The following is a 20863-nucleotide window of genomic DNA, read 5'->3' as shown; positions in this document are numbered from 1 at the left end:
CCAATTCCCAATTCCCAATTCCCAATTCCCAATTCCCAATTCCAAGATCCCAAATCCAAAATCCCAATTCCAAAATCCCAATTCCCAATTCCCAATTCCCAATTCCAAAATCCAAAATCCAAAATCCAAAATCCAAAATCCAAAATCCCCAATTCCCAATTCCCAATTGAAACGGGTACCATAGAGATATGGCAACCATCGAAATCCTGGGCGTTCCACACGCATACGAGCTAACTGCTCCTACATCCTACCCTCACACTCTTGTTTTTATCCACGGATGGCTCAATAGTCGTGGATACTGGCAACCTGTTATCTCTCGGTTGGCAGATAGTTTCCAATGCCTTTGTTATGATTTAAGGGGTTTTGGTGAATCCCAGCCTAAATTAAAGACCGATCGCAGCCAAGACCTAACGTATTTGAATCTGAGCACTCAATCCACGGGTACTATTCTTAATCCCTTCGATTCTTTCTACAGCCCTGCAGCTTACGCTCAAGATTTAGTCGGTCTTTTACAAAAACTTAATATTTCTAGCGCTTGGCTAATTGGTCATTCTTTGGGCGGCACTATTGGCCTTTGGACAGCATCTGAAATACCTGAGTATGTTAAGGGAGTGATTTGTATTAATTCAGGTGGTGGTATTTATCTCAAAGAAGCTTTTGAGCAGTTCCGCTCAGCAGGTCAAAAGTTTTTACAAGTCCGCCCACGCTGGCTTAGCCAATTGCCTTTAATTGATTTGCTGTTTACACGGGCAAATGTAGCACGTCCTTTGGATCGCTATTGGGCACGCCAACGAGTGATTGATTTTGTTGTTGCAGATCCAGAAGCTGCTTTGGGATCGCTCCTAGATTCTACAACAGAAGAAGAGGTTAATCGTTTACCTCAACTGGTTTCCCAATTAAATCAACCAGTCTACTTTCTTGCAGGGGAGGAAGATAAGGTTATGGAACCCAAATATGTCCGTCATCTAGCTAGTTTCCATCGACTATTTCAATATAGCGGGGACAATGTCATTGAAATTCCCCATTGCGGTCATCTAGCTATGTTAGAACAGCCGGACGCTGTTGCTACTCACATTCACTCTTTAATCAAAAGTCATATGTCAACAGTCAATAGCGAACAGTCAATGGTTAATGGCTAATAGCTAATAGCTAATAACACTGGTCACTGATACAACTCCATAACTTGAGTGAGTGCTAGCCGAGACCGGACGTTTAATGTCAAGGCTGAGGTGTGACCTCTGTTGAGGTGATCGGCAGCAGCACATCCTATCATGGCAGCATTGTCTGTACAAAATTTGAGGGGAGGAAATAGTACGCGCAGTTTATGAGTTTCTGCAGCTTGTTGTAAATGTTTTCTCAAACCACTGTTAGCCGCTACGCCTCCACCAATCGCTATCGTGGCAAGACCGTAGTCTAACGCACAAGCAATAGTTCTCTTGGTTAGCGATCGCGCTACTGTTTCCTGGAAACTAGCTGCCACATCTGCTGTAGGAATTGGCTGCTCATCTTGCTCAAACTGCTGTACAAGTCTCAACACTGCGGTCTTTAAACCACTAAAGCTGGCATCATAACGATGGTATCCACCAGTTGGCAGGGATACTTTCCCTTCCGGCAGTGTAAATGCCTGTGGATTTCCTTCTTTAGCCAATTTATCTATAACGGGTCCTCCAGGGTACCCCAAGTTCATCAAACGCGCAACCTTATCGAAGGCTTCACCCGCTGCATCATCGCGTGTTTCACCCAAGGTTTCATATTTACCACAATCTTTGACATAAATCAAGCTTGTGTGTCCACCGGAAACCAACAAACTTAAGAAAGGTGGCTCTAATGCGGGTTCACTTAAGTAAGTGGCATAAATATGACCTTCTAGGTGATGGACTCCCAGAAATGGTTTGTTGTGTACCATTGCTAAGGTTTTAGCAGCCGTTAACCCAACTAAGAGTGCGCCTACCAGCCCAGGCGCGCAGGTGGCTGCGATCCCATCGATTTTTTCCCAATCAAGTTGCGCTTGTTCCAAAGCTTGGGCGATCGCTCCATTGATTGTATCTAAATGTTGGCGGGATGCAACTTCCGGCACGACCCCACCGTACTGCTGATGAACTGGGATTTGAGACGCAATAATACTACTACAAACTTGACGATTGTTAACAATTGCGACTGCAGTCTCATCACAGCTAGTTTCGATTGCTAAAACAGTTGTCATTGTGGAATAGGGAGTAGGGAATAGGGTTAGGGAGTAGGGAATAGGGTTAGGGAGTAGGGAATAGGGAGTTTCTCTAACTTCTAACCCCTACCCCCTACCCCCTCATCCCATTGAGAAGCTTTAACTTTTATTTACTTCAACTTTACTCGGTTCACGCACAAGAGTATGATGACTTGCTAGTGATGACTTGCTAACTTTGCAAATCTAAGGTTGTACGAGCCGCTTCGTGTTGTACAGAAAACTTTTTGTTTCGTAATAAAAGGAAACAACTTCATGCGATGCTTGTTTGCTCTGATTTTAGCGATTTGTGTTTGGTTCAACTTTGCTCCTAAAGCGCTTGCCTTAGGGGCGGGTTTGGTTCCTTGCAAAGAATCGCCTGCTTTTCTAGAACGGGTAGACTCTGCCCGCGCTACTAATTTTGACCCTGCATCAGGGGAAAAGCGCTTTGAGCGTTATTCTCAAGCCCTGTGCGGTCCTGAAGGACTTCCTCACCTAATTGTGGATGGTCGTTTGGATCGTGCCGGAGATTTTATCATTCCTAGTATTCTCTTCCTCTACATTGCTGGTTGGATTGGTTGGGTAGGTCGTACCTATCTACAGAAAAATAAGGCAGAAGGTGGAGACGTAGAATGGCGGGAAGTCAAGATTGAGGTGCCTAAAGCATTGCCAATCATGCTTTCTGGCTTTACTTGGCCTGTAGCTGCACTGCAAGAATTTCTTTCAGGTAAATTAACAGCCAAGGATGAAGAAATTCCCATTTCACCACGTTAGTAGTTAGTGGTGAGTAAGCGCCCTGTAGGCTGGTTTCCCGCCATAGGAGACTGACGAACCCAAAGGGTTAGTGGAACCACTGGTCTACTAATCATTAGTAACGACTAACGATCCACTACCAACTAGTTACTAAGTAATTCTAAATCAGTTGCTTGACTGGGAGAACGTTTCATGCAAAATAATTTTCTTGGTTATCTTTCATTGGCACCAGTTTTGTTGTTTGCCAATTTGATTCTCACTGCTGTTTTGTTGATTGTGTTTAACTACTTCTTCCCTGACCTCCTTTTTCATCCAATGCCGTAGTAAGGGATAACAGTTAGACGTTAGAAGTTAGGAGTTAAGAGTTAGATATTGAATCTAGAGTTTTTAGAAATTAGCATTTTGCCCTGCCTAAATTTCTTCTAAGAAATATCTTCAAAAACTCATAGATTATAAATCCTGACTCGTAACTTTTAGCTTCTAACTTGTATGGGAACCGTAAATGATTTATAGCAATTCCTACTTTCATGAGGTACACCGAAGAAATAATTAACCGCAACCTGTAGCACCCAAGGGCGCAGCTCGCTCTGTACCTCAGCAGACTAGGGAACACTATGTGAAAAATTTTAACTACTGTGGGATGGATGGTGTTTGCCAACATCTGACGGTGGGCTTTAGCCCTACCTACTTAATCTTAAAAGATTAAATTATAGTCTTGTATATCTAAATTAAAGGATTGCGAGCGAAAATTTAGAATTTTAAATTTGTATAAGGTGTATGTGTTTGAGCATTTTAAAAACTAAATTAATTTTTATAAAGTTCGATAGTAAAAATGAAATTTAGCTAAGATTAACAATTATTATTAACTTGAAAATAAAGCCATCATTTTATCTAGAGGCAAACATAAAGTATGGCAGATATAGCACAAGCCGTAGATGCATCCAAAAATCGTCCAAGCGATGCTAGAAATCGCGAGGTAGTTTTTCCTGAGTGGCGAGATCCTCAGAGAGGCAACTTGGAAACACCAATCAATGCTTCTCCTTTAACCAAGTGGTACATCGGCAACTTACCTGCATACCGTCCTGGAATCACTACTTTCAGACGCGGGCTAGAAATTGGCATGGCTCATGGTTACTGGATCTTTGGTCCTTTTGCCAAATTGGGTCCTCTACGCGATACCGCCAATGCTAACCTGGCTGGTTTACTAGCAACTTTGGGCTTGATTGTGATTGCAACTGGTTCCTTATCTTTATATGGCAACAGCAATCCCCCTCAGCCCCACGTTACTGTTACCACACCCAATCCTCCAGAAGCTTTTAAATCTGGAGAAGGCTGGAACAACTTTGCTAGTGCTTTCTTAATCGGTGGTATTGGTGGCGCGGTTGTCGCTTACTTGTTGACTAGTAACTTAGGGCTTATTCAAGGTCTGTTTGGTTAATAGTTAATAGTTAGTGGTTGGTTGTTAATGGTTATTGGTTAACAACTAACAACTAACCACTAACAACTAACCCCTAACCAAAAATAGCTTCTTCTAAAGCTTTTAGTGCGGATTCTAAATCGTCATTCACGATCTGAATATCAAATTCATTGGCAGCACTAATTTCTTCTTTAGCGCGGCGCAAACGACGAGCGATCGCCTCTTCTGAATCTTGAGCGCGACCGCGTATCCGTTTTTCTAACTCCTCTATCGAGGGCGGCAAAATAAAAATGCTGCGCTCGCCTTTAAAAGAAGCGCGAACTTGTCGTGCTCCTTCTAACTCAATTTCTAATACGACAGATTTACCAGAGCGAATTTGGTTAATTACGGTTTCACGAGGAGTACCGTAATAGTTACCCGCATATTCTGCCCACTCCAGTAATTCGCCACCGGCGACTAATTTTTCAAACTCACCACGACTGATGAAGTTATAGTGTTTTCCGTCTATTTCTCCAGGACGAGGAGGACGAGTCGTCACGGATACGGAATAATGCAGATCCGAATGACGCTGTAGGAGACTTCGCATTAAAGTACCTTTACCTACTCCACTCGGACCGGTTAAAATAATCAGCCTGCCAACAGGCGGGCATTCTTTGGTAGTAGCACCACTTCTGGTGGGTAGAACTTGCATCATCCGCTTAACCTGTGAATTGATCGATAAACCTAGCTCAAGAGTCATTAGTCTTTCATGGGCTGGCAAGGTGACTATCAACTAACGTATTTGTAGTCTTAGTGACATAGAACTAGTTTAATCCACATGGTACTGCTGATGTTGCCAAAATAAGGTGGGGTTACTGACCCTTCATTGTTAATTATCGACAGTTTGATGTTCGCGGGTAATCACGAAGCGATTTGCTACTGTCTCCGGTTGAATTGCCGAAAGAATAACGTGACTTGAATCAGTAATAATAACAGCCCTAGTACGCCGCCCATAAGTTGCATCTACGAGCTGACCCCGATCGCGCGCATCTGTGATGATTCGTTTGATTGGAGCAGACTCTGGACTAACTATGGCAACGACTCGGTTGGCAGACACAATATTGCCGAAACCGATGTTGATTAACTGAATGTCCATAAAAAAACTGACGCCAAACGTGGTGTGAGAAGCTTAATTTGAACTATTTTCCATGTTATCCATAAAAAACAGGAGTTACAACGAATAAATTAAAGCCAATTCAAGTTTTTAACTAAGAAACGCTTTTTTTAGCTATTTCTGCCCGAACAGCATTAAAAATCTATCTATGGATATAGGTAAAGTCTACTGAGTCAAGCTAGTAACTTGACTTATTATGTAGGGACTGCTCTTGAGCAGCAAAATTATCAAAAAAATGGGTTTAAAACCCCGTCCTAAAGGAGCGGCTTTGTGTTAAAATTCTGATGCATGAACAAATACGTCTACGTGTTGAAGTATCCTAGTACGGAGAAATCCCGGCGACCGTGAAACAACGGTTAGGCAAGACCTAATGACAGTATGACGAGAAGGCGTAAATAAAGGCAGGTTACAGAGCGTACCGAACTGGCTGAGTGACGTGTTCATTGCATAAGAAAAGTAGCCTAAAACCTAATCTTGAATTAGGTAGACAGGGTAGGTGGCAGTTGATAGCCACAGGCTTGGTTGAGTATAACCAATGACCGGAAAGAATCACCTAGCATGACGGTAGGTGAGTCATCAAGATGGCAATATCGATTATTTTGATACGTCTTATGACTTTTGAAGAACTACAAGTAGGGGATTACTTTCGGATACCTGGTATAAGTGCTGATTGCGCGTACCGAAAAGCTAGTGATTTTTATTGCAGTCAAAATTCTTTGTTGCAACCAATTCGACATGAAACAACGGTTGTACTTCTAACGCCTGCGGAGGTAAGAAGCTATTTTGCAGCTCGGCAAGCGTTTCTTTTGAGTTTGAAGAACTAGGTGTCTGGAGGCGGAGCCTGTAAGGCATTCCCAGGCTCAGCCTGGGAACGAGGGAGTAGAGTGGACTTTAGCCTTACCTATTTGGGTGTTTTATTTAACTCCCGCCATCTTTGTTGCAATCGATTTAGATCGGGTGCGTAGTCACCATAACGCCAACTTACGTAAGCTTGGCAAATTTCATCTATGACTTCGGCAATCCCAGAGGCGTGATGGTCATATGATACGCGAGCAAACTCCAACGGTGTTTGTGCTGGATGTTTACCTAAACCTTTTTGGGCTGCCCACTTGAGCATTTGTTGATAGAGGCTTTCCATGGGCGGTAATTTTCTCAGTTTCATACGATACCGCCACTGTCCCCACAAACGCCATGCCATCCAACTACAAAAGGCGGATGCTGTTCCTACTGTTAATCCCGCGATCGCTCCAGCCCAACCTTGGCTAAATAATGAGATAAACCACGACAATGCTTTGGAAATCCAATTAAATATCGTTCCAAATATAGTATTGAGAAAACCTTTGAGTGGAGTTGGTAACCATCCAGCAACCCAGTTCCAAAATTGATGGAGAACGCTAAATGTTTCTGTGTCTTCCACAGACGGGGGAATCAAAGGATGATTTGGGATTGGGTCAAAAGCATACCAGCCATATTTGGGGAAGTAAACTTCCGTCATTGCGTAAGCATCGGTGTTGCGGACAACGTACATTCCCGTAAATGGATTAAATTCTCCCGAACTAAATCCTGCTACCAACCTTGCTGGTATACCGATAGAACGCAGCATCACTGTCAGTACTGTGGAAAAATGGTCTGGGTATCCTCCTTTGTGCTTGAACAAGAAAGCTTCTACTAAGTCTTCTTTTTCACCCAGGTAAGGCAACCCAAAGGGATTATCTGGAAAACTATAGTGTTGCTTTAAATACTGAGCCAAGTACAGAGCTATTTCATAAGGTGATTCCAGCGCTTTTTGGGATTTGCCTACCCGTTCTAGATTGTAGTTGGCTAATATTCCTTCAGTGTGTTTTCTGATTTTTTCGGCAATTCCATCGGGGATTTGTAGGTAATACTTTTTAAAACTCTCTGGATACTTGGTTGAACTTGTTCTCAACAAAGTGCGATCGCGCAGTGGGACTTCTGACACCACCGTGTAAGTTAAACCTTCTGATAATTCAACGGGTGCTCGCAACCCGCCTTCTTTATCTACCGCGACTATTGGTGTCGGAAAGTAAATTTCTTTGGGATGTGCCATAGCTGGAATTAAGTTGGGCAAATCCGATACCACAGTGTAGGTTTGTACTACGTCTTGACTTTGACCGCTAAAGATGGCTCTTGGCAGAAAAATTTGAAAAGACCAAGGAGAACGCTTGACTGTTTCAACTTGCTCGTTGCGAGAAATTTCCCATCCTTTACCCGTGTAGCGATCGAACCCCAAGACTCGCCAAAAACCAGGGCTCTGCGATCGCACTCGCATCACCACTTTGGGTTTCATCTCTCCCCGCAGGTTTTGATTTATTTGGCTGCTAAAACCGTAATAAAAATTATCATTTAGTTTTCCTGGAGCACCGGGTTGGTCTTCTCCCAATCCACTGGAGGCAGCACCTTGATTTTGAGAAGCGTTACCTCGGCGTATGTAGCCAGGGTTAATAATACTACGCCCAGTAAACTCTCCTTTAACGTTAATTGGAGCGCTTACTGGGAACATACGCAGTTGATAGCCGGGAACTCTGGGTAAAACAGCAAAAATACCCAGTCCCGCTACCACGATGATTAAAAAATTGAAGAAAAGAAATTTCCAATTTAAAAGAGACGAAGTTTTTTGTTGTTCCCTGGTTGAACCAGGGAACGAAACAAATTTTTGAAATCCCAGTCGAGAGCGGTAATCAAGAACCAAGGTCGGTAAAGCAATTGCCAAGAATAATAGCAGCACTGGTGCAAATGCTAGAGTTTGACTCAGTGTTGCGGCAACACCAAGCAAAATCAACCCGATGACAATTGAATAACCCAAGTCTTTGCGACGGGGCATATCAAAGCTGTGAAGCACTTGGAGTTGAATTAATAACTCCGCCAAAGCCAAACGCGTGTCATTGAGCTCCCCAAATAATCGTCCAAAGAAAGCACCCAATGCTGCTAGCATTCCTATGGCGATACAAAACTTAACCGAGACATTACGTTCGCGGCGACTGTGGTAACTCCAAATCGCACCAACGACTGAAAGAGGTACTGCCCAAAAACTAAATTTAGTCTCTGCAGCAATATCCGTGGCGATAATCCCAACCACCACCAACGCTAGCACTAGCACCCGTAAGGTAATTGTATTTTCTACTTCCACCAATGGCGTCTCCTGCATACTTTGCCGCAAGAGATGGACAATAGGTAGACGCCAATTCATCCTGGATTTGTTAATCATTTAAAAGCAAGAAAGCAGTCTATGGGTATGCGATCAAAGCGGCAATCTTGGACGCTACAAAGAACCAGCGAGTCGGTCAAACCGTATCTCCTCTTCGTTTCTTCCTCATAGCAGCTTTCTGTAGACGCCCTAATGACGCTTTATATTGAAAAGAGAATTGCTCAAAACCAGGATTTTCATTTCGTCACAATGGCGTTTTATTAATTTAAGGTGCTAGCGATGGCAAAAGCGATTTACGCTGTGGGAACAATTACAAAAACAAGTGGTCTGGTGTCTATTTCTTTTAACTCGACTTCTAAGGTATAAGTCTGGTTGAGTTGTATGTCATTTAATTCGACATTTACACATCCCGGACTTGAAGACTCTACCATTGCTTGAGAGGCTTCTCCCTGAAGGTTTAAAATGCCCGCTCCAGGTAACTCGCTTTGAACCCGTAGCTTGGTGGCATGTCCTTGGGTTTGATATTCTACCCTTAAGGTAAGAACACCTGCGCTAGTTAACCATTGTCTTTCTACAAGTGGATCGGTTGGTGAAATGGGTAGCGTCAAATTCTCTAACAGCTGTTTTGCCGCCATTAATGATAGCGCCATTTGTTGGCGGGGCTGTAAATCTGAGTAGCTACTTTCTAAATTCGGCATAGTCTCTATAGCATCTACGGCAGATCTATAGGGACTTCTCAGCACTAATCCGGCTATGTCATTGATTAGCTCTGGCTCTGTTGGGAAGAGGTTTTCCACAGCTTGAACCAGTTTAGTCCCCAACGGTAATGAAGACGACACTAATCCTTGGCACTTTTCCAGTAACATCTGGAAAACTCTTTCCGGTAACAGAATTGGCAAATTCAGCTTGACTTGTTGTGCCGCCCACCCCCAGACCGGAACTAAATCAACTGACGGTTTGTCTACATAATCGGGGTAGTCTGTCAGTTGATTTTCCCAAGGGAACAGCGGCGGATGATTTTCAATTTGAATTTGTAACCGACGTTTAAGGACGGCTTGGAAACGTTCTTGCACAGTAGGAATTTCTCCCAGTTGAAAGGTTTGGGGTGATTGTCTCGATCGAAAATCGCCACCGTTGGTAGCGGCGGCTGTTTCGTCTAGATTGTTTACCCCCTGAACGTCCTCACAATCTGCCAAGTTTCCTTCTTCAGTTGTTTGGGGTTCACCCAATAACCAAGCAAGCAACTGGTTTTGTAAGGATTCTGAGTCACTATTCATGAGTAGATGCACCCGATCCGGATATTAAAGAGTTACGAATTTCCCAAGCGTGCTCAAGAATTTTAAACCACCGTTTTTGCAATTGTGCCATTGATAACCCTAAAGTTTTGGCAATCTTTTCATCAGGTATTCCCTGTTGTTTCAACTCTAATAGAGACCTTTGCTTATCGTCCAGTTTTGTTGTATAAATTTGCCACTGCTGTGGTGTCAATCCCAGGTTAGTGCGTAAATCGGCTTCTAGCCACTCATGCACTAACTCCCAGCGATGCAGCAGTGCAAATCGAATTAAGTGATACTTAAATCGTTGTTGCAAATAATCTCTTTGCCTCGGTGTTAATCCCAGGATAGACTCTATTTCCTGCGCTGATAAATCTTGCAGGCGGAGGGAAAAGTAATCAGCACAGTCTGATTGTTGTTTTTCTTCTAGGTAGTTCATCAATTCTGCAATCACTACAGAACGCAAAGTATCTTCTTGGGGTTCGGGTTCTGGCTGTGTTGCCATTGCACTTCGCAATTGCTGCACGGCAGGATCTTCCCAAGAACCATCGCCTTCGTTACCGCTTCCCTCTGCGGCTTGTTCTATGTCAACACAAGTTTCCGGTGGTTGTTGTTGGGAAAATGTTTGTGCTCGAAGAATAATGAGCTGTTGCTGGCGTCCTGGTAAGGGAATCCTCCTTTTGGCATAGCGTTCGGTAAATGCCATATACTCTGCCAATTCCAACAGAGTTTGCGGACGATAACTAGTTGTCAGTTGGTTTTCTCGTCGGAAAGCGTTTAAGGATTCTAAGTAAAAACTCTGTAAGAAATCTTCAATGACAACGAGCCGTCCTTGATAGCTCAACTGTCTTTGAGGGGGATTGATGTAGCGATAAATAATCGCGCTTAAAGTGCTGTGTAATTCTACCCTACCTCGATTAGAACCCAACTCGTAGTACCTGAGACACTGTTGCAGCCTATGTTTGGCTAGAGCGATCGCGGAGTTTTCCACAGCACCGGCGGCTTGGATGCGTTTGCTCTCACTGCAAATTCTGTTGACCTCGGCGGCTATTCGTGTTGACACATCACGACAGTTGTGATCCGAAGCTTTCGTTGACTGCTGAAGCTCCTTAAATAGGAGTTGATATATCGCCTCCACGCCGATAGAACTTACTCCCTGAATTGTTACGGTTGCGGCTGAATTCATAATCAAGTTTTAAAAAGACCCTAACATACTTGAGTACAACCTGTAAGCCTGCTTTTTTGTCAGTGACCAGTGACCAGTGACCAGTAACCAATTATTAATTGTTTATAGGTCAGTATTTGCTGGTGAATCAGATTTGTCAGCGGTAAGTCCACTACTTGAGCAAACCCAAAGGCTCAGATCGCTGCTTATCGGTCACTGCTTACTGGTCACTGCTTAGATGTTATAAATACCACCACTCGCAGTTTACAGGTGATTATGGATTTACAAGCACAAATTCAATTGCTGATTGACAATGCACCCAAAGATGGTGTAACACCGCAACTTGTCACAGCAATCGCTCCTGTCCTTAGCGCGATCGCCCAGAAATTACGCCGTTCCCAATACTACATACTCCAAAATTTGGATGGAAGCTGGGTTTTGACTACATTAAGCAACCGCGCAAATCCACAGATAGAAAAGCGCGTAATTTATGCTTTTCCTACATTACAGGATGTCCCAGGCAAATCAAATGCTGGGCTTGACCCTCAATTGGTAGCTACACCCGTCCCTGTCACTCACATTTTGTTCCAACTGGTAGCAATGGAACCCGTAGATAGTATAGTTTTTTTTGAAACTTCTGGCATTAGCAGTAATGGAGTAGAAATCAGACGAACTGACCTGGAAAACCTAATTCAGCAGAAGCTTCAAGAGAACAGAAAGAATATGCAAATTCCTCCGGACATTGCATAAATTTTATCAGCTATCAGGTACTAGCATGTATACTCTCATGCTAAACCAATGACTAGGTCTATGTATATGATTTAGTTATTAAGTCTTGAAAATTAGGGATTGGGGACTGGGGATTAGGGACTGGGGATTGGGAATTAGGGTTGAGGATTTTTCCTAATCCCCTTGTCTCCCTTGTCTTCCTTGTCTTCCTTGTCCCCAATCCCCAGTCTTTAGTAAAGACGACTCAACACGTAATCAGCCATCTTAATGAGCGCTTGACGGCAATCGGAGGGGGGTAGATCTGCTATGTGCTCTACTGCCAAGCGAGCATGATGGGCTGCTAATTCCTTTGCTCGCTGTAGACCGTGACTATCTTCAATTAGGGAGAGGGCTTGGTCTAAATCTCCTTCTTGGGCAAACTCTCTTTCTATCAAAACTTCCAAGTACGGTTGTTCTTCTAACGCGAATAAAACAGGTGCTGTTAAATTACCACTTTTTAAATCTGAAGAAGCTGGTTTACCTAAGGTATCTGCCGAACTTGTGAAATCTAGAATGTCATCCACAATCTGGAACGCCAAACCAATGTGACGCCCGTAGTTATACAAATGCTCGGTGACTTCTTGAGAAACTTCGCTCAAAACTCCTGCTGCCTTAGCACTGTTAGCAATTAAAGAGGCGGTTTTGTAATAACTCTTATTCAAATAAGTCTCAATAGTTATACTGCTATCAAATCGACTTAATCCCTGCTGGATTTCGCCAGTTGCCAGATCCATAATGACTTGCGACAGTAGTTTCACCACTTCTAAGTTGTCCAAGTTTGCTAGATACCAAGAAGATTGAGCAAACAAAAAATCTCCTGCTAGAATAGCAATCCGGTTACCAAACAAACTGTGAACTGTAGGAACATTGCGTCGCATTTCTGATTCATCAACCACATCGTCATGTACCAAGCTAGCTGTATGAATCATTTCTGTAATCTCAGCTAGGCGACGATGGCGAGGCGTAATGTCTTGCTGAAGCATTGTTGCCCGCGAGATGAGTAAGACAATGGCTGGTCTGATACGCTTTCCCCCAGCTCCAAATAAGTGTTCGGCGGCTGCACAAAGGATGGGGTGACCGTTTCCAACTAGCTGTTTCAAATTGTCTGCTAGTAAAAGCAGGTCAGCTTCCACTGGGGAAAAAAGGGAGGTGGCTGGGGTCATGGATGGGCAGACTCTGGCTTTAATTTACGAAAGTTTACATATCTTCTACTCATTTTAAGATATCTAGTCGTTTTTTGAGATAGGGGCATAGAACGATAAAGAAATTGGAGATGCTTGGATTTTGGATTTTGGATTTTGGATTTTGGATTTTGGATTGGGGATTGGGGATTGGGGATGCGTGGATTGGGGATTGGTCACTGCTCACTGGTGACTGTTAAAAGCGTTGTGAGTAATTGCTTGTAGGGGATTGTGTTGTTACAATTCTTAAGGTGGTAGCATACAGTTAAAAAGCTCGAGTATGAAATTTTTATTTTTTCCTTATGTAGAGAAAAACATACTGAGGCAGTTTTGAGTATATGTTCGCACGGTAAAGCTGCTTTTAATACTTTTTTAAGAAGTTTTATCAATCTCTTATATTAGATCAAAGTGCTTATCTTCATAAAAAATTTAATTTTCAGTAAATTTACTATAACGTTTTGGCTGGTAAAATTGAAAACAAGACTAAATTGACTTTTAAGTGAAAAAAAGTAAAATTTTGTACACACCAGCTTTTAAAGTAAAAAATATTACTTTGACAGCGTATATAACTCACTCTAGAAAATTTTAAATTTAGCAGAAAAATTGGCGAAAAAGTCAGGTTGGTTGTGTTACGCTAAAATCTAGGGATTTTAAATTATTGAGAGATTCACCATCCGGGCGAGAAAATCACCAAGAGGTGTTTTCCTCTACTGGTGTTGTGAGTGAATAAAGTATCGTGGGCTTTAACCAAGGGAGTTATTCGTTGGTTAATCCCCTCGTGTCCAAAACCTCAAGGTTAAAGCCATGCGCTTCCTATAGGGGAAACGTCATCGTAAATAAGCACAGAGAAAGTGCTTGCAATGCAAGTACACACATCAAGTGCGTTCAAAATAATGCAGACTGGGTAGACTGCTGAAGCAGCAGACGGTGTTTGCTTTTCGGTAAACCAACTGTTTGTTGCTGTAGGTATAGTTTGCGAAAAATTCCTGACAAATGGATTGCTCGGAGAGCATTTAGCTCTACCGATTAGTATTTTACGTAGAAAACAGCCACTACAAAGTGTAGTTCGTGGCTGTAGTTCTACCATTATTTATTTAAGTTTATAACCCTTGGACACAAGACCCGGTAGAGAAGATGATTTACGGAAAAATGCCTATGATGATTTTTATATTAGCTTCTGGTTATTTGTTAGCAGTCTATCTCTTGTTAGCACTAGCCAAGAGAACTGGAAACAAGACAGCCACTGTGAACTCTTCGCGAGTTTCTCAAACAAACAAAGAGGACGTAACACTAGCGTCAAACGTGACTGAAGCTACTAGCCTACACTAGTCAAGCATCAAGAGTCAAGAGAGGGGGTAGGGATTAAGGGGTAGGGAGTAGGGAGTCAATATGAGTTACTAGTACTTCTCCCTTGTCCCCCTACCCCCTACCTAGGGTGTTGACTCTAAGAGTTTTTAGGCGATAATTTTTCATGCAAAATCTATGTCTGAAAGCATAAGGATAAAAGCCTGATTAAATGGGGTTTTCATCCATAAATTGGCGACACAAAAACTGCATGAACTTTTTTCCTCAAAAAATGCACAAAGTTAACACCCTACCCCCTACCCCCTAACCCTAACCTCTAACCTCTCAGCCCAGCAGACTGCCTGAACGGTTGGGGTATAACCCAACCATTGCAAGCAAGACTGAGCGAACTGTTGTGGACAGCCACTGACAGCAAAGCGGGTTGGTACTGGTGGATGGGTATTTTTCAAACCCATCACATCCAGTTCTTGAGCACAAGCAGCAACGACGTGTATGGCAGGATCGACTAACTGTACTTGGGATGGCAGCAGCGATCGCAGTACTGGTGCGAGGTGAGGGTAGTGAGTGCAGCCGTAGACTAGAGTGTCAATCTGATGGTGTATGAGTGGTTCGAGGTATGAGCGTGCCACATCTATGGTGTAGGGATCTTGAACGCGATTTTGTTCAATCAGTGGCACAAACTCCGGACAACCTACTTGCCAGACTTGAGTTTGGGGATTTACTTCTAGGATAGCATGTCGATATGCATTACTTTTGGCAGTTGCCGGAGTCGCAATCACCCCAATGCGTTTACCACGCTCCACTGCTGCCATTGCCCCTGAGTAGATAATTCCTAAAACAGGAAAGGGATATTCATTCTGAACTGCCTCCAAGGCTAAAGCAGAACTGGTGTTACATGCCATAATGACCATCTTCACTTGTTGCTGTTGCATCCAGTCTAGGATGTCACGTACATACTGTACGATCTCACCTGGTGTGCGAATGCCATAAGGAAGTCGAGCTGTATCCCCAAAGTAAATAATCGATTCATTGGGGAGCTGCTTGTAAAGTTGTCGCAGTACCGTTAAACCACCTACACCACTATCAAAAATGCCAATTGAGGCACGTTGGGGTTCGTTATCAAAATGAGAATAGCTCAACACAGGCAGAAAATATTAATTTATGTTTTGCGATTGAATATACAATGGCTGATGGCTAATTGCTAATAAAAAACAAAGATTAGCAATTAGCCATTAGCTCTTCGTGACTATCTTTGACGCAAGTAACGAAGTATACCTTGAGCGATCGCGTCCGCCATACGATTTTGGTATTCGGGACTTCCCAACCTGGGATTATCCTCTACACCACTCATATAGCCGGTTTCTACTAAAATCGAAGGCATAGAACTTTTTCTAAGAACATAAAATCGAGCTTTCCGAACTCCTCTGTTTTTAAGGCTTGGGATGCTTTCAAGAATAGTATTATGGACGACACGAGCTAAACTGTAACCGCTCTCATAGTAATACGTTTCTAAACCATTAACATCAGGACGACCGTCAATAGAATTAGAGTGAACGCTAACAAATAAATCGGCATTTGCTCGGTCTGCTATGTCTACCCGTCCTTGAAGTTCTACAAAGTAGTCAGAATTACGAGTTAGCACTACCTGTACGCCGTTTTGCTCCAAAACAGATGCTACCCTCTGACTAATAGGTAGAACCACGTTCTTTTCTAGCAATCCGCCAAGACCTGGAGCACCAGAATCTTTACCACCATGTCCGGGGTCAACAACAATCACAACGCGCCCATTGGGTGCTCTTCGTCGTACTTGTGGTTGTCTTCCATAAGTCGGATTAATTGTCATCGATCCGTTGGGCATGGCTTGTGGATATGATGGTCTTGCCAAAGGTGGCAAAGAAAATGGAGAAGTTACCGAGCGAGTGCGGTGTAATTGTAGGGACAAAACCCGCTCTGTCAGCTGATTTAGCTGTCCAATTCGCACTCCGGGTGCTGGTTGAATGTACATAACAACTGTACGGGAATCTTTTTGTTGCAATCGGATGCGGAGAACGGGGCTGCTAGCCTCCAGACTTGGACCTTTGACTGGAGTTGCTAATCTAGCATTAGGTATTGTGATTCGGTAAAAACCGGAAGATCTCTCCCAGTTACTATCAATAGAAGCTAAAGTGCCATCAGCTTTAATAAATAGTTGCGCGCCAGCACTACCTAATTCTATGGATTGAATTGTAGGCAGTAAGTTATTTGCTCTTTCGTCAAAACGTGGGTTATTTTCTGAGTAACGACTTGAGTTACGATCGTCATTATTTCTAACGTTATTATCCGAGTAACGACTTGAGTTACGATCGTCATTATTCCTAACGTTATTTTCAGATACTCTCACTCCACTACTGTTTGGTAGAAGTACTAAACTGCCATCAGAGTTAACGTTTACTCCCCAGTCCGGGCTATCTTTTTCTACCCATAACGTCATCCGGACACCAGGTAGATTTCTGAGTTCGGTAAATTCTACGTGTCTAACACCATGTTTGTTCACAGGTACATCCCGCATGGCTAAATCAGATGATAAAGCAGTGCCCGAAATATCAATATTGATAGCACTCTTGTCCTTGCTGCGAAACATCTTCACCTTAGGAATGCTACCACTGGTACGGACATACAACCCATCACCCGTGACACGTAAGTTCTCAATTTGAGCCATACCTTCAGCAAGATTGCTGTTATTAGCACGACTGATAACGGTTCGTCTTGGAAGTGACTCAAAGTTTATATTGGGAACAGGTTCGGTGTAGACACTAGCATTCGGTTCCTGTGTTTGTGCTGTATTGGGGTTAGGTTTGACAACACTGTAAACATTTAATGAAGAGGGAACTCCAAGTTCTGCTTCTGGCGTCGGTAATTGTACGAACCAACGACTGGGAGTTCTCCCCTCAAATTTCACCTGCTTTGGATCGAGGGTATAACCTGGACTCAGTTCCAAAACAAGGCGAGTTGTTTGTTCGTTTAATTGTGCAATACGGATAACGCGAATTGCACCACCAACTTGCTGCTCGATCTGTCGGCGTCCCAATGCCACTCCCGGCAAATCAATGACTAGGCGAGTGGGGTGAAAAATTAGTTGTGCCTGGGGTTGAACAGGTCCCTCAGTACGAAACTCCAATCGATTTTGATTGACATCATATCGCCAGGATTGCAGTTTTGCTGCATGCGCTGGCGACGAAGCCATGAACAAAGCACTTGTTGCAACAGCACTAGGTAACAGCCAGTTGATTTTCACAGTTTTTCTCCAGATTCGTATTTATAAGATCTGTCAAAATGCCAAAGCTTTGGCAAGGACTCACACCGTCACCGCTTCGCATTATTAGAAAGTCACTTTAGAAGTAAAGCTTGCGCTTAATTCTTGCCGGATGAAGTTTATAAGGATGAAGGATAAAGAATGAAAAAAGTAGTATAACTCGTTACAAATATTCAATATTTTGGTGGAATTTACTCATATTTCATACTTCACACTTCAGATGCTCGACACGGTTACTGATATGGTACGGACTCACAGACCCCACTGATGTATAAATTAAAAAATATAGATGCTTGGGTTGGGTCAAAACAAAGACAGAGGGCAGGAGGCAGAGGAGCCATCTGCCTTGCAAGGGAGGGCTAGTCAATTGCCTATTTCTTCTTTTTATAGTCCTATCTTTAAGGTGACAAAGGCAAGAAGTTGTGGGATTTTGTGGAAATTCTGGGTCTTATAACCGTACTCATATCCATCACCATCAGGTAAGTTAAGTGTGATGTCACACATTATTCCCAATTTGAAGTTTAAATAAACACTTTTTACAGAATATATATAAAAGAATATCGGCTGTTACCTGCAATCGTGCTAAGGTAACAGCCCATCGGGAATTTATTTTTAGACAAAGTAGAAAGTTTCTAGATTCTGTTATCTCTGCCTGAGGTACTCAACAATACCATTAGCGATCGCCTCTGCCATTTGATTTTGATACAGGCGGTTACCCAGCTTAGCGGCGTCTTCACGACCGGTTAAAAAACCTGTTTCCACAAGAATCGAAGGCATAGAACTTTTTCTAAGGACATAGAATCTTGCTTTCCTGACTCCTCGGTCTTTGACGTTCACACTGCGGATAATACTGTTGTGAACAATTCTAGCTAGACTTAAACCGCTTTCGTAATAATATGTTTCCAAACCACTAACATCTGGACGACCAGATCCTGCTGAGTTAGCATGGATACTAACAAACACATCAGCGTTTACCTTCTCTGCCATGTCAACCCTTCCTTGGAGCTCTACGAAGTAGTCAGCATTTCGGGTTAGCACTACTTGTATGCCTTTTTGCTGCAAGATTTCCGCTATTCTCGAGCTGATTGGTAAAATAACATCCTTCTCTTGAAGTCCCCCAATGCCAATTGCTCCTGGATCTCTACCTCCATGTCCGGGGTCAACAACAATAATAACTCTTCCATTAGGAACGCGAGGACTCCGAGATGGAATCGTAGCCGATCTAGGTGGTAGGGGTTGTGGGTTTGTTCGCGTAATGGGTGGTAAGCCTGGGGAAGGCAATATTGTACGGGTACGTTCTAGTTCCAGAGCTAGCAGTTGATTGTTTGCTCGGTTGAGTTGTCCAAAACGCACGCCTGATGAGGGTTGAACAAATATCACCACTGTACGTTGGTCTTGCTGTTGCAAGCGGACGCGCAAAATGGGGCTGCTAGCACTAAAATTTGGACCTTTGACAGAAGGAGCTAACCTAGCATTAGGAATAGTAATTCGGTAGAAACCTGAAGACTTATCCCAACCAGTGCTGGCAGATGATAGAGCATTATCGGCTCTAATCAGCAGTTGCGTACCAGCAACATCTACTGACTGAATTGTCGCAATAGAGTTGTTGCTAGATGGTGCAGGCATTGGTATGGATTGACTCTCAGTTGGGACGTTTAAATTATTTGAGTTATTTTCTCTGGGAGAGTTATTTGCAAAACGATTGGGTAGCAGCACTAAACCACTACTGCTACCAATATTGCTCGTACTGATCCGCCAGTCTGGGCTATCTCGATCGACTCGTAACGTCAGTCTCACAGTTGGTCTTGTTGTTCGCAGTTGGTTAAACTCAATGCGGTTTATCCCATACTGGTTGGCTTTGACATCCGGCTGTGAAAAATTTGACGCGAGGGTAGCACCGGGGATATCAACAAAGATAGTAGAGCGATCGCGACTGCGAATAATTTGAAATTTGGGTGTTTCTCCATTTGTGCGGACAAATAAACCGTCCCCTGTGACTAGCAAGCTCTCAATTTGAGTGGTAGCTTCAGGAATAGTTACAACTTGTTTTGAAAACTCGGGTTTGTTTTCTTCTTGCGAGTCTACCGTGACAACGCTATAAACATTGTTTACAGATGACGTATTTCTGGGAGGGGAAACATTTCTTGAAGTTGAGATCCTAACTTCCTCGCTTTCGTTCGAGGTTCCTATTTGCTCAGCCTGTGGTGTTGGTAATTGTACTATCCAGCGTCTGGCAGTTTTTCCCTCAAATTTCACTTGTTTTGGATCGAGGGTATAACCCGGACTCAATTCGACAACAACACGAGTTATTGCTTTCTCAAATTGACCGATCCGAACAGAGCGAATAGCACCCCCAACTGACTTTGTCAACTGCGGACGCCCAAATTCTATTCCTGGTAAATCGATAACCAAGCGCGTGGGGTTAAAAACCAGTTGCGCCCGAGGTTGAACAGCACCTTCGGTATTGATTTCCAACCGATTTTGATTGGCATCAAAACGCCAAGACTGTAACTTCGCTGCTTCCGCAGGCGTAGCCAGCATACATAATGAAGTAGTTACAAAGGTACCAGGTAGTAACCAGTGCATTTTCACAGTGTTTTCTCCTGATTCGCATTCATAGAGCCGTCAAAATTTCAAAGTGTTGGCACATCCTCACACCATCACCGCCCACACCTTGGCTTTGATGCTGAAAGCATCAAATCCTTACTAGGAATTGGAATAGTGGCGTCGAATCTAGCATGCCCGTTCCTATTTGCTATGCCGTTATGACATTAAATAAAGTCCATTTTTCTAAAGCACTAGACTACACTAATTAATGAGATAACCAGCATTTTCAACAGCAGTCAATCCCTACAGGTAACACTTGAATTGACAAGGGATTCATTGAGTTGTGTCATTTTTGGTATTTGATGCACCAACTGCCAACTGTTAGCTGCTATTTTCCAATGTGGTATTGACTTTTAAGTCCTACTGTATTAATGGCTAGAAAATATCTAGGGTTGAACTAGAGAGCAGGGTAATGGAAGGACAAAAAAAACACACCTAAAGTCGTTTGTTTTTAGAAAAAATTCCTAAAAATTCCATCTCTGGAGACGTAAATTTGGAAATATAAGTTCCATTGGTCTTGGTGATATATAGGAAACAGTCTTTACAAAGAACTCAGTAGTGGCACGGGGGTAGGGGGTAGGG

17 protein-coding genes and 1 pseudogene are annotated in these 20863 nt (G+C 43.1%); 7 read left to right on the top strand and 11 right to left on the bottom strand.

Annotated elements, in window-relative coordinates; all coding sequences use genetic code 11:
- Positions 1 to 182: pseudogene (locus F7734_RS52375) on the bottom strand (hypothetical protein); the annotation flags it as partial.
- Positions 183 to 188: 6 nt separating this feature from the next.
- On the opposite strand from F7734_RS52375, the gene F7734_RS52370 reads away from it, so the two are divergent.
- Positions 189 to 1139, top strand: a complete 951-nt coding sequence (locus F7734_RS52370; RefSeq protein WP_155752172.1) for an alpha/beta hydrolase — start codon at positions 189 to 191, stop codon at positions 1137 to 1139.
- Between the two features lie 23 nt (positions 1140 to 1162).
- Here the strand turns inward: F7734_RS52370 and tsaD are convergent, their stop codons facing one another.
- Entirely contained in the window at positions 1163 to 2203 is a 1041-nt protein-coding gene (tsaD, locus tag F7734_RS52365; RefSeq protein WP_155752171.1) for a tRNA (adenosine(37)-N6)-threonylcarbamoyltransferase complex transferase subunit TsaD, read from the bottom strand.
- Positions 2204 to 2476: 273 nt separating this feature from the next.
- Between tsaD and F7734_RS52360 the strand changes: the two genes are divergently transcribed.
- The 3 genes from F7734_RS52360 to F7734_RS52350 all read left to right on the top strand — a co-directional run bounded on the left by F7734_RS52360 (position 2477) and on the right by F7734_RS52350 (position 4391).
- Positions 2477 to 2974 carry a Photosystem I reaction center subunit III gene (locus F7734_RS52360; protein ID WP_155752170.1) on the top strand — a complete coding sequence of 166 codons (498 nt, stop codon included), beginning with the start codon at positions 2477 to 2479 and terminating at the stop codon, positions 2972 to 2974.
- Positions 2975 to 3145: 171 nt separating this feature from the next.
- Positions 3146 to 3277 carry a Photosystem I reaction center subunit IX gene (locus F7734_RS52355; protein WP_155752169.1) on the top strand — a complete coding sequence of 44 codons (132 nt, stop codon included), beginning with the start codon at positions 3146 to 3148 and terminating at the stop codon, positions 3275 to 3277.
- 595 nt (positions 3278 to 3872) lie between these two features.
- A complete protein-coding gene (locus F7734_RS52350) occupies positions 3873 to 4391 on the top strand; it encodes a photosystem I reaction center subunit XI (RefSeq protein WP_166482697.1) in 519 nt (172 codons plus the stop codon).
- 73 nt (positions 4392 to 4464) lie between these two features.
- Here the strand turns inward: F7734_RS52350 and gmk are convergent, their stop codons facing one another.
- Both gmk and F7734_RS52340 read right to left on the bottom strand, forming a co-directional pair.
- Entirely contained in the window at positions 4465 to 5064 is a 600-nt protein-coding gene (gene gmk / locus F7734_RS52345; RefSeq protein WP_155752167.1) for a guanylate kinase, read from the bottom strand.
- Positions 5065 to 5238: 174 nt separating this feature from the next.
- Positions 5239 to 5505 carry a DUF370 domain-containing protein gene (locus F7734_RS52340; protein WP_038079793.1) on the bottom strand — a complete coding sequence of 89 codons (267 nt, stop codon included), beginning with the start codon at positions 5503 to 5505 and terminating at the stop codon, positions 5239 to 5241.
- A 599-nt stretch (positions 5506 to 6104) separates the two neighbouring features.
- On the opposite strand from F7734_RS52340, the gene F7734_RS52335 reads away from it, so the two are divergent.
- Positions 6105 to 6347: a hypothetical protein gene (locus tag F7734_RS52335; RefSeq protein WP_243147548.1), complete on the top strand. Its 243-nt coding sequence runs from the start codon at positions 6105 to 6107 to the stop codon at positions 6345 to 6347.
- A 77-nt stretch (positions 6348 to 6424) separates the two neighbouring features.
- Here F7734_RS52335 and F7734_RS52330 read toward each other — a convergent pair whose 3' ends face one another.
- The 3 genes from F7734_RS52330 to hetZ all read right to left on the bottom strand — a co-directional run bounded on the left by F7734_RS52330 (position 6425) and on the right by hetZ (position 11149).
- Entirely contained in the window at positions 6425 to 8731 is a 2307-nt protein-coding gene (locus F7734_RS52330; protein WP_155752166.1) for a DUF3488 and DUF4129 domain-containing transglutaminase family protein, read from the bottom strand.
- A gap of 251 nt (positions 8732 to 8982) precedes the next feature.
- Positions 8983 to 9966, bottom strand: coding sequence for a PatU (locus tag F7734_RS52325; protein ID WP_155752165.1), 984 nt, complete (start codon positions 9964 to 9966; stop codon positions 8983 to 8985).
- Positions 9959 to 11149: a heterocyst differentiation protein HetZ gene (hetZ, locus tag F7734_RS52320; protein ID WP_155752164.1), complete on the bottom strand. Its 1191-nt coding sequence runs from the start codon at positions 11147 to 11149 to the stop codon at positions 9959 to 9961. Before hetZ ends, F7734_RS52325 begins: the two co-directional genes overlap by 8 nt.
- 255 nt (positions 11150 to 11404) lie before the next feature.
- On the opposite strand from hetZ, the gene F7734_RS52315 reads away from it, so the two are divergent.
- Entirely contained in the window at positions 11405 to 11878 is a 474-nt protein-coding gene (locus F7734_RS52315; protein WP_155752163.1) for a hypothetical protein, read from the top strand.
- A gap of 209 nt (positions 11879 to 12087) precedes the next feature.
- Here the strand turns inward: F7734_RS52315 and sds are convergent, their stop codons facing one another.
- Positions 12088 to 13059, bottom strand: a complete 972-nt coding sequence (gene sds, locus F7734_RS52310; protein ID WP_155752162.1) for a solanesyl diphosphate synthase — start codon at positions 13057 to 13059, stop codon at positions 12088 to 12090.
- A 1152-nt stretch (positions 13060 to 14211) separates the two neighbouring features.
- On the opposite strand from sds, the gene F7734_RS52305 reads away from it, so the two are divergent.
- Positions 14212 to 14406: a hypothetical protein gene (locus tag F7734_RS52305; protein WP_155752161.1), complete on the top strand. Its 195-nt coding sequence runs from the start codon at positions 14212 to 14214 to the stop codon at positions 14404 to 14406.
- 272 nt (positions 14407 to 14678) lie between these two features.
- Here the strand turns inward: F7734_RS52305 and murI are convergent, their stop codons facing one another.
- The 3 genes from murI to F7734_RS52290 all read right to left on the bottom strand — a co-directional run bounded on the left by murI (position 14679) and on the right by F7734_RS52290 (position 20266).
- Entirely contained in the window at positions 14679 to 15524 is an 846-nt protein-coding gene (murI, locus tag F7734_RS52300) for a glutamate racemase (RefSeq protein WP_347566436.1), read from the bottom strand.
- Positions 15525 to 15628: 104 nt separating this feature from the next.
- Positions 15629 to 17656, bottom strand: coding sequence for an N-acetylmuramoyl-L-alanine amidase (locus F7734_RS52295; protein WP_166482696.1), 2028 nt, complete (start codon positions 17654 to 17656; stop codon positions 15629 to 15631).
- Positions 17657 to 18316: 660 nt separating this feature from the next.
- Positions 18317 to 20266, bottom strand: coding sequence for an N-acetylmuramoyl-L-alanine amidase (locus tag F7734_RS52290; RefSeq protein ID WP_166482695.1), 1950 nt, complete (start codon positions 20264 to 20266; stop codon positions 18317 to 18319).
- Positions 20267 to 20863: the final 597 nt, after the last annotated feature.

The organism is Scytonema sp. UIC 10036 (assembly GCF_009725235.1).
This window is presented reverse-complemented; position numbering and strand designations above follow the sequence as displayed.

What these genes read in the sequence shown, in the direction of transcription:
- tsaD (WP_155752171.1), bottom strand. Translation starts at nt 2,203, where the DNA reads ATGACAACTGTTTTAGCAATCGAAACTAGCTGTGATGAGACTGCAGTC.
- F7734_RS52315 (WP_155752163.1), top strand. Translation starts at nt 11,405, where the DNA reads ATGGATTTACAAGCACAAATTCAATTGCTGATTGACAATGCACCCAAA.
- hetZ (WP_155752164.1), bottom strand. Translation starts at nt 11,149, where the DNA reads ATGAATTCAGCCGCAACCGTAACAATTCAGGGAGTAAGTTCTATCGGC.
- F7734_RS52340 (WP_038079793.1), bottom strand. Translation starts at nt 5,505, where the DNA reads ATGGACATTCAGTTAATCAACATCGGTTTCGGCAATATTGTGTCTGCC.
- F7734_RS52305 (WP_155752161.1), top strand. Translation starts at nt 14,212, where the DNA reads ATGATTTACGGAAAAATGCCTATGATGATTTTTATATTAGCTTCTGGT.
- F7734_RS52370 (WP_155752172.1), top strand. Translation starts at nt 189, where the DNA reads ATGGCAACCATCGAAATCCTGGGCGTTCCACACGCATACGAGCTAACT.
- F7734_RS52355 (WP_155752169.1), top strand. Translation starts at nt 3,146, where the DNA reads ATGCAAAATAATTTTCTTGGTTATCTTTCATTGGCACCAGTTTTGTTG.
- sds (WP_155752162.1), bottom strand. Translation starts at nt 13,059, where the DNA reads ATGACCCCAGCCACCTCCCTTTTTTCCCCAGTGGAAGCTGACCTGCTT.
- F7734_RS52325 (WP_155752165.1), bottom strand. Translation starts at nt 9,966, where the DNA reads ATGAATAGTGACTCAGAATCCTTACAAAACCAGTTGCTTGCTTGGTTA.
- F7734_RS52360 (WP_155752170.1), top strand. Translation starts at nt 2,477, where the DNA reads ATGCGATGCTTGTTTGCTCTGATTTTAGCGATTTGTGTTTGGTTCAAC.
- gmk (WP_155752167.1), bottom strand. Translation starts at nt 5,064, where the DNA reads ATGATGCAAGTTCTACCCACCAGAAGTGGTGCTACTACCAAAGAATGC.
- F7734_RS52335 (WP_243147548.1), top strand. Translation starts at nt 6,105, where the DNA reads ATGGCAATATCGATTATTTTGATACGTCTTATGACTTTTGAAGAACTA.
- F7734_RS52330 (WP_155752166.1), bottom strand. Translation starts at nt 8,731, where the DNA reads ATGAATTGGCGTCTACCTATTGTCCATCTCTTGCGGCAAAGTATGCAG.